The organism is Flammeovirga agarivorans (assembly GCF_012641475.1).
Lineage (GTDB): Bacteria > Bacteroidota > Bacteroidia > Cytophagales > Flammeovirgaceae > Flammeovirga > Flammeovirga agarivorans.
This window is the reverse complement of the sequence record NZ_JABAIL010000017.1, coordinates 24,987-34,541: the sequence shown is the minus strand read 5'-3', so window position 1 is coordinate 34,541 and position 9,555 is coordinate 24,987. Positions and strand designations below refer to the sequence as shown.

Annotated in this window: 7 protein-coding genes; 4 read left to right on the top strand and 3 right to left on the bottom strand. The window is 31.8% G+C overall.

The window, feature by feature from the left end; genetic code table 11:
- Window positions 1-565: 565 nt before the first annotated feature.
- Complete coding sequence (locus tag HGP29_RS27555) at window positions 566-2,140, bottom strand: DUF4301 family protein (RefSeq protein ID WP_317169972.1); 1,575 nt, start codon at window positions 2,138-2,140, stop codon at window positions 566-568.
- Between the two features lie 224 nt (window positions 2,141-2,364).
- Between HGP29_RS27555 and HGP29_RS27550 the strand changes: the two genes are divergently transcribed.
- Genes HGP29_RS27550 through HGP29_RS27540 form a run of 3 tightly spaced genes read left to right on the top strand, consistent with a single transcriptional unit; the run spans window position 2,365 to window position 6,590 of the window.
- Window positions 2,365-5,313 carry a tetratricopeptide repeat protein gene (locus HGP29_RS27550; RefSeq protein WP_168885700.1) on the top strand — a complete coding sequence of 983 codons (2,949 nt, stop codon included), beginning with the start codon at window positions 2,365-2,367 and terminating at the stop codon, window positions 5,311-5,313.
- 12 nt (window positions 5,314-5,325) lie between these two features.
- Entirely contained in the window at window positions 5,326-6,039 is a 714-nt protein-coding gene (locus HGP29_RS27545) for an ABC transporter ATP-binding protein (protein WP_168885699.1), read from the top strand.
- Complete coding sequence (locus tag HGP29_RS27540) at window positions 6,039-6,590, top strand: cob(I)yrinic acid a,c-diamide adenosyltransferase (protein ID WP_168885698.1); 552 nt, start codon at window positions 6,039-6,041, stop codon at window positions 6,588-6,590. Before HGP29_RS27545 ends, HGP29_RS27540 begins: the two co-directional genes overlap by 1 nt.
- Before the next feature lie 7 nt (window positions 6,591-6,597).
- Here the strand turns inward: HGP29_RS27540 and HGP29_RS27535 are convergent, their stop codons facing one another.
- The gene (locus tag HGP29_RS27535) at window positions 6,598-7,692 is read right to left on the bottom strand and encodes a glycoside hydrolase family 73 protein (protein WP_235958358.1); all 1,095 of its coding nucleotides are present in this window, start codon (window positions 7,690-7,692) and stop codon (window positions 6,598-6,600) included.
- Window positions 7,693-7,824: 132 nt separating this feature from the next.
- On the opposite strand from HGP29_RS27535, the gene HGP29_RS27530 reads away from it, so the two are divergent.
- Window positions 7,825-8,031 carry a hypothetical protein gene (locus tag HGP29_RS27530; protein ID WP_168885697.1) on the top strand — a complete coding sequence of 69 codons (207 nt, stop codon included), beginning with the start codon at window positions 7,825-7,827 and terminating at the stop codon, window positions 8,029-8,031.
- A gap of 55 nt (window positions 8,032-8,086) precedes the next feature.
- Here the strand turns inward: HGP29_RS27530 and ahcY are convergent, their stop codons facing one another.
- Window positions 8,087-9,397, bottom strand: coding sequence for an adenosylhomocysteinase (gene ahcY / locus HGP29_RS27525; RefSeq protein WP_168885696.1), 1,311 nt, complete (start codon window positions 9,395-9,397; stop codon window positions 8,087-8,089).
- Window positions 9,398-9,555 lie beyond the last annotated feature (158 nt).

The window sequence follows — 9,555 nt, the reverse complement described above, 5'->3', positions numbered from 1 at the left end:
GAATTGTCTTTTATGGATCCGCTTTCGCTGATCTTGTAATTACTTTTCAATACATTAAAAGAACGTTTGAGCCATTGCTCAATGAACTGTATATCAGTTTGTTTTATGCTACTCCGTTTGAGAAGCGAGTGCAAAGGTAAGAACTAAATTTTAATCTCCAAACTCTTTTTGAAAAAATTTTGTTTTATTTTTTCGAGCTAATTTCTGAAGATTTTCAACCTCCCACTCTCTGCTTAAAAAGACCAACGTTTTAGTCTTTTGTGACCACCTCTTTTCAGAAGCGAGTGCAAAGGTAAGAAGAGAAATTTAATATGCAATGCTTATTTGATTTCATTTGAAATTTTAATTTACATCGCTGTCTTCTTTACAAAATGTTGAAATGAATAGTACTCACTACAAGTGTATTTCATTTAGCCTTCCGTTTGAAGGGAGTGCAAAGATAATAGCTAACTTGATAAATGCAATATTTTCTAGCTATTATTATATTTAATAAAGATCAATAGATAAAAAACAGGTTGTAAATCAGAAGCTTACAACCTGTTTTTATTCTAGATTTTTATAAAAACTATCTATGTTCTGGTCTTAAAAGGTCATTTACTGTCTTTACAGGAGTAAATGTAGACACTGGTACTTCAACAAATAAAGTTGTCCAGTAAGCCATTGAACCATTCCAAAGACCTGGTAATTCAATTGCTTGAATTTCTTGACCATCTCTTGATTTATGAGTAATGAAACCAGCATTCTCATTTCTATAGTCAAGAAGATTAAATTTATTACCCTTGTAGTCTTTTACACCACAAACTAAATCCACAGGATTAAAGTGAGTAGCTGAATTGGCAATTTCCCTTCTTACAGGGTTAGAGAAATTGATTTGAGCACTTTCTACGATTTGTAAAGATCTATGATCTCCATCCTTTAACCAGAATGGACCACCACCAGGTTCCCCTTCATTCTTTACCATACCACAAACTCTGATTGGTCTATTTAGTTTATCAAAGAAGTATGCCTCGATTTCTTCTTGAGACAAACCACTTAATTCTTCACCTAAACTCCAACCAAGAGTATTCATACAAAATTCGATAACAGAAGCAGTAAACTCTTCACTTCTTTCACCAGAGTCATGTCTCTTTAAGAATGAATGTATTTTCTCTTGTGTATCTACAAGAATACTAGCTAAAGCCTTTTTGTACTTATAAGTATCTTCCTTTAGCCTATCTGTTGTAACGTTATCAATGTTTTTTACAAAAATAACATCAGCATCAATATCATTAAGGTTCTCTAATAAGGCACCATGCCCACCTGGTCTAAATAATAATTCACCATCTTCTGCTTTTCTGAATGGTTCATTTTGACCTGTTGCAGCAATAGTATCTGTTGAAGACTTCTGTGTTGAGAATGAAATATTAAAGTTTACATCATATCTTTTGTTATAAACTTCTTTATATACATTCGTTAATTCAACAAACTGATCAAAATGCTCAGGAGATACTGTAAAGTGTAAATTCACTTCACCTTTCTCATCTTTTGCATAATGAACACCTTCAATCATATGTTCCTGTACAGGAGTTCTTATCTCTCCATTGTACTTATGAAAACCAATTAATCCTTTAGGACGGTTAGCTAAATGCAAACGGTCGCTTGAGAAAGTAGCTTCAAGAATACTTTTATATTCTTTGTTTGCAACCAATACATCTAAATTACCCAACTTTTGAGCTACTTCAGAGTAAATCTCTGTGTATAACGGGAAGTGAATAATATTATTAAAGAAGTCTGCTACTAAACCTTTACTTTTTTCTAAATCAGGTTCAGTAAATGTATCCTTAGCTTCAAGATCATTTTTAAATTCAAGTAAAGCTTTGAACATACGTGTTGCAGCTCCTGAAGCTGGAACAAATTTTAGAAGAGACTTTCCTTTTACAGATTCTTCATACTTTGAAACATAAGAATCAATTTCCTCGTCAGTTAGCTTGATAATTCCATCTCCAATTGTAGCTGGTCTAATAATATTAGCGTACTCAAACCCTGTTCTAAAGTAGTTTAATTGTTTCTCCACTGTTTCTACAGTGATTCCCTTTTTTTCCATTAAGGAAAAATCCTCTGGAAGAAATTTTGTTGTTATTGACATTTCTTGTGTTTCCAAGGTTATATATTTTAAATGTTAGTATAAATCTAAATTAGCAATCGCGTATTAGTAATAGGTTATTTTTGTCTGTAAGCATAATACCTAAAGTACAAAGTAACAAAAAATTAAAAAATAAACGAAACCGATTGCATTGATTAACTTATTTTATATTGATGCAATATAACAATTTAAAATATTTGTATTTTTGAATTCACTAAATAGCAAATAACTTAAGCAGTATTATGATAAATGGCATTAAAAGCCTTAAAAACACAGGTTTAGCGATTTTAATATCTAACGCAATAGCACTTTGTTTACTCTATATTTTTGATTTATCTGATCGAATCGGTTGGGTAAAAGAAAATATTATAGAAAGTATAAAAACACCGTTATTTTCTTTTAATAAACTAGGTGTAAACTTCGGAATACAATCAGATTCATTTGTTTTTCTAGATACTTACAATTCAGGAAACTTGACAATTCCTTATGAAAACTATGTGATTTATGGTTGTATACTAACCTTTAGTTTTTCAGTTTACTTAGCGAGTATCAGTGGTTTAAAGAGGATTTGGCATGCTATATTATTTGGTTTATTTGCAATCTTGATAGGAACATTCCACTTTGAAAACCTAGGTATATTAAATGAAATACATGACAAAGCATTTACTGCATTAGTTTTACTTATATATGTTGGAATTAGTTTTTACTATCATATCAAAAATCACATTTCATTTGGAAAACGGTTTTTGTCATATTTTGTCACAACGATTGCACTAATTGGGATTATAGAAATCAATGTTTCTGAGAATCATCACTGGATTGCAGAGGCTATTAGTTATAGTTTCCCAAGCTTTGTATTAATCTCTATTCTTTTCATTCTGTTCATTAGTATTAGTTTTCCTTTTGGGATCTTATATATCACTACATTTAAAAATACAGGAAATGATGGAGATAGCTATAAACACTTTATTATTTTCTATGTCATTTATATTCTTAATTTAGTTTACTGCTACTTAAATTTATTTCATTCAGTCGACTTTGACTTATATTACCTACCACCAGTGTTGAATATTATCATCGGAAGCTTTATTGGTTTATGGTTAATTCAACAACAAGAGGATTTATTTGCATCAGCAACTAGAGAAGATTCCATTTTATATTGGGTTTATTTAGGAGGTGCACTAATAACACTATCCACTTATGCTTTTCATTTATCAATATTTGATACATCATTTACTAATAGTATAGAGCAGTTTAGTACTGTAACTATGCTTGGTTTTGGAGGAGCTTTTAGTATTTATATTGTCTACAATTTTCACCATATACTAAAGAAGAACCTCAAAGTATATAAGGTCGCTTTTCAACCTCAAAATATTGATTTCTTATCATCATGGGGAGTTGGTTTATTACTAACTATTGGATTACTATTTATCAATAATTTTGTCTCTTATCGATACCTTTGGGCATCTTACAACAATCAATTGGGTGATGTAGAATTACTCAACAACAATAAATACTTAGCTGAAGAAAGGTATCAATTAGCAGACTTGTATCATTTATGGAATTTACATTCCAATTTGATGTTGGGAAAAATTGCCGAAGAGAATAAAAGACCTGATGTTGCTTTAGTCGCTTACCAGAATGCGAATAAAAATAAAGGTATTGAACAATCCTACTTAAAGGCTAGTGCACTAGAATATCAAAATAAAAACTATATAGAATCATTATTTCAGCTAAAAAATGGTTTAGAGAAGTTTCCAAATTCATTACCGATTATCAATAACCTATCCTTAAGATTTTATCAATTAGGAGAAATGGATAGTGCATTTTATTATTTAGATAAGGGAATGTCTATTTCAAAAGAAGGTGACGATTACCAATCTATAAAAAATAACACCATCGGTTTGTCGGTATTGAATAAGAGCAAATTTGAAGATGTATCTGCATTATTATCTCCATTATCTGAAGCGTCGAATATTTATGAAACTATTAACCATTTAGCTTTATTGAACCAAAATGGGGTTTCCTCTGCATCGAAATACATTCCTAACCTTGTAAAAGATACAACTCTTAATGGCGATGAGATAAGTTATATCTATAATTATAGTATCAACACTTTACTTGATAATGATCCAGAGGATATTACCGGTATTATTTCATCATTGAATACAATGAATAATATCGACTATAAACAACAATTACTTTTTGCAGAAGGGGTTAACAGTAAATCACAATTTAAAAATTACAATTTCTGGCTGGCTTTTGATAAGCTAGACCACGCATATGGTACAACAAATGGTTATTACAACTTTATGTTAGGTTTAGAAGCCTTACAAAATAATCAGTTTGAATTGGCATATGATAAATTGATGAATGCTTTTAGAACTGGGCAAAAATCGGCTATTTATCCTCTTAGTGTTTCTAGTAGTCAAGTTAATTCTAAAGAAAAAACTCTTGAACTATGGCAGCTTGTTCATAAAATGAAAATGATAAGTGATGAAGAATTCAAGATCATCTCGAAATATCTTAAAACGTCTACCTTAGATGGTAATACAGAAAAAGATTACTTCTACTATATTCTATTTAATCACAAGACTCTTAATAAAAGTAACATTATTGATGCATTAAAAGAGATTGGTAAAGAATACGATAGAGAGGAAATTGTTCTTCTAGTATTAAATCACTTGATGATTGAAAGAAAAACAGAACAAGCAAAATCATTCATTCAAGCCTATTCTAAACAATTTAATGTATCAAATAATTTAAATGCTGAGTTTATCACCTCGCTGTATGTTTTAGAAGAGAAAAATGATATTAACATTGAAGCTACTGAAAGTCCAATCCAAACTTTAGCTTTTAAAATAAAAAAGAAAGAAGCAATCGAAGATCAAACAGAAGTTCTATTTTTGAATGACGCTTTTAATAAAGCATATACGCATCAATTATTAAAAGAAGAGAAAGGAGAAGACGCGTTTAACTTCACTCAGCAGCTTTTATACATTAATCCATTTTCTGAAACTAATACAACTCAATTTATTCAAGTATGTATGCACTTAGGTTTAAAAGATTTTGCTGAGAGTGCAGTAGTTGAATCTGAATATAAATTATCAAAAGGTGCTCAAAGCAGAATAAATACGTTATATTCAGAGTTAATAAAACAATACCAACAAAAAATAAATACCTGGGAGTAAACTAACAATATTATGTCCAATCAAGTTATTAAAACAACCGGAATTTCTAGAATATACCAAATGGGTACCGAAGTGATAAAAGCACTTAAACAAATTGATATTTCTATCGATAAAGGAGAGTATGTTGCTTTTATGGGACCTTCAGGATCAGGAAAATCTACTTTAATGAATATTGTTGGATGTCTTGATACACCTAGCACAGGTGAGTATTGGCTAAATAATCAAGACGTAAGTGATATGTCTGAAAATGAATTGGCTGTAGTTAGAAATAAAGAAATTGGTTTTGTATTCCAATCATTCAACTTATTACCTCGGTCAACTATACTTGATAACGTAGCCCTGCCACTTGTTTATGCAGGCGTAAACAAAGAAGAAAGATTAGAGCGAGCACAAAAATCATTAGATGCGGTAGGTTTAGGTGATCGAGTAAAACATAAACCTAATGAGTTATCTGGAGGACAAAGACAAAGGGTTGCGATTGCAAGAGCTTTAGTAAATAACCCGAGTATTATTCTTGCAGATGAACCTACAGGAGCCTTAGATACAAAAACATCTTATGAAATTATGGATATCTTTAACCAACTCCATGAAAATGGAAATACTATTATTATGGTAACCCACGAAGAAGATATCGCAAATTATGCTCACAGAATAGTAAGACTAAGAGATGGTCTTATTGAAAAAGATGAGAAAAATTTAAATGTGACTAAAATAGTCCGTGAATAATGAAAGTATATACTAAAACAGGCGACAAAGGAGAAACTTCACTTTTTGGTGGAAAAAGAGTTCCTAAAGATCATATTAGAATTGAAGCTTATGGAACTATTGATGAATTGAATTCTTATATCGGATTAATTCGTGATCAATCAGTGAATAATAAGAGGTCTGATATTTTAAAGGAGATCCAAGATCGCTTATTTACTATTGGTGCTGAAATGGCAGCAGACCCTGATAAACCTTCTTTAAAGAAACCAGATCTTTACGAGCAAGACATTGAATTATTAGAAAAGGCCATTGACCAAATGGATCGTTCTTTATCTCCATTAAAATATTTTATTCTCCCAGGAGGGCATACATCTGTTTCCTTTGCACATTTAGGAAGAACTGTATGTAGAAGAGCAGAAAGGTTAGCCATCACCCTAGAGCATGAGGAAGGAATTATAGATACGATTATTATTAGGTATTTAAATCGTTTATCCGACTATCTGTTTGTTTTGTCTAGAGTAATGGCTAAAGAACTTGGAGTTGAAGAAAATTATTGGGTTCCTAGAAAGTAAAGCTTAATTAATAATCGAGTAGATCAAGATGGTATCGCTCGATTATTTTTTTTAGTAGCTCTCCATATAATGGAGATGTTGCATAACCTACTCCACCATACTTAGTAGAACCAATCATATTCGCCCAAGCTTTATAATCCCTTCCTTGAGTGAATAATGGGGCGTATCTTTTTTGTTTGTTCAGGAATACTGAATGTGCTCTAAACGATTCCCAAGGTGACATATATTGTGCAAATGAATCTTTTACAACACATTTATAAAGGTTCCTCCCTCCTTTTGTCACTTTAGTGTAGGAAACAACTATCCCTTTATTTCGTTTGTATTCTTCTGCCGTATAATATTCTGTGGTAGTTATTGGCTTTGTCTTCTTTGATTTATCCTTAACACCAAAATAATTATTACCAATTACTCTAGATCCATATCCTGTTTCCAAAGCTGCTTGCGCCAAGGTAATAGATGCAGGAACATGATATTTTGCTTGCTCCATCAATGCTGTTTCAATTTTCTGTAACGGAACAGTTGATGTAAAGAAAGAATAGACATGAGGTGGTACTTTCATATTATCCAACACTAGCTCTCTAAATAAATTTCCGATCTTTTTATTTAAATCAAGTAGTTTTTCATTGGTTAATTGATCAACTCTTGTTCTTTTGTTTTCAATTAGAAAATCTGTCACTAAAAGTTGTCTTTCAATCAGGAACTTATCTAGAGCATTGTTTGCTAAATCAAGCTTCTCTTCTTTGTAATTACTATAGGTACTGACAAATTGTACAGGGACTACAGAAGTCTCTGCTTTTTCCACTTTTTCAAGCTCGATATTAAAGTCTTCAATAAATTGATCAATGGTAGGTTCTTGTGCCCCATAGTTTACAGCTATAGGTGCTTGTACGTAAATTACTTTTTCAGAAGATGAAGAAAAAAATTGCATTCCTAAAATCATAAATAATAAAACAATTGAAGCAATGACTAACTTTGGGTTAACAATGAGAGTGAAGACATTTCCATTGTATCTGAAATAGAAGTTATTGGGAAAACGCATTCCAATAGCTAAACCATTTCTTGTCTGTACAGATAACTCTGTAGATGTTTTCAGAAAAAACATAACATTTAAACTTTACTTTTTAGAAATCAATGATAATTCATGTGGTGATAATTTTACTATCACATTTCAAAATTAGTTTAAATTTTAAACATTGTCAATATTTTAATCATTTTTTATTCTAAATTTAGAAATATGTCCATTAGTATTAATACAATGAGGGTTGGAAGGCAATATAAAATCGTAAATTATGGAGATGTGTTTATTTTTGAAACATTAAAAATGATAAACGATGATGATTTTTTGATCAAAGACTTAACCACTCTAGAGACTTACAAGATGAGTGAGCTTTATGAGTATGGTAAAGGAAAAGATTTTATGATTGAAGAAATTGATGAATAAAAAAATCCCTTGAAAGCAAAAACTTCCAAGGGATTTATATGAAATCAAATACTGATTAGTATCTGTAATGCTCTACTTTGTATGGTCCTTCTTTTGCTACACCAATGTAAGATGCTTGATCATCAGTAAGAGTTTCTAACTCTACACCGATTTTTGCAAGGTGAAGACGAGCTACTTTCTCATCAAGGTGTTTTGGTAGCATGTAAACTTTGTTCTCATACTTACCGTTGTTTTGCCATAACTCTAACTGTGCCAATGTTTGGTTAGTAAATGAGTTAGACATTACGAATGATGGGTGTCCCGTCGCACAACCTAAGTTTACCAAACGACCTTCTGCCAAAATGATCACATCGTTTCCAGATGCAACTGTATACTTGTCTACTTGAGGTTTGATGTTCACTTTAGTGTGACCATATTTTTCGTTTAACCAAGCCATATCGATTTCATTATCGAAGTGACCGATATTACAAACGATTGCTTTATCTTTTACTTTTTCGAAGTGACGACCAACAACGATGTCTTTGTTACCAGTTGTAGTAACTACGATATCGCCTTCTAATACAGCGTCGTCCATTTTCTTCACTTCAAAACCGTCCATTGCAGCTTGTAAAGCACAGATTGGATCGATTTCAGTAACGATAACTCTTGCACCTGCACCTCTTAATGAAGCAGCAGAACCTTTACCAACATCACCGTAACCAGCAACAACTGCTACTTTACCAGCGATCATTACGTCTGTAGCTCTACGGATACCATCTACTAAAGATTCTTTACATCCGTATTTGTTATCAAATTTAGACTTTGTTACTGAGTCGTTAATATTGATAGCAGGTAATGTAAGTGTACCGTTTTTCTCTCTATCATGTAATCTAAGAACACCTGTTGTTGTCTCCTCAGAAATACCTTTAATATCTTTTACTAGTTCTGGGTATCTATCTAATACCATATTAGTAAGATCTCCACCATCATCAAGGATCATGTTAAGAGGCTTACCATCTTCGAATCCGTGTAACGTTTGTTCGATACACCAATCGAATTCTTCCTCAGAAAGACCTTTCCAAGCATATACTGGAATACCTGCAGCAGCAATAGCAGCAGCAGCTTGATCTTGTGTTGAGAAAATATTACATGATGACCAAGTAACTTCAGCACCTAATTCTACTAATGTTTCAATCAAAACAGCAGTTTGAATAGTCATGTGAAGACAGCCAGCAATTCTAGCTCCTTTTAAGGGTTTAGAAGGGCCAAATTCTTCTCTTAAAGACATTAAACCTGGCATTTCTGCTTCAGCAAGCTCAATCTCTTTTCTACCCCATTCTGCTAAAGAAATATCTTTAACCTTGTATTTTACTGTAGTACTTTCCACGGTATAAAGTTTTTAATGATTTCGAATCGCAAATGTACAACAATTTTAAGAATTGATATACAGTGTTGATATGAACTGTTTAATAAACAATCTTTTGGTATGAAATTGTTTAGATAAAATGTGAAATTTTTAAAACTATTAAATATTTAACTAAAGAA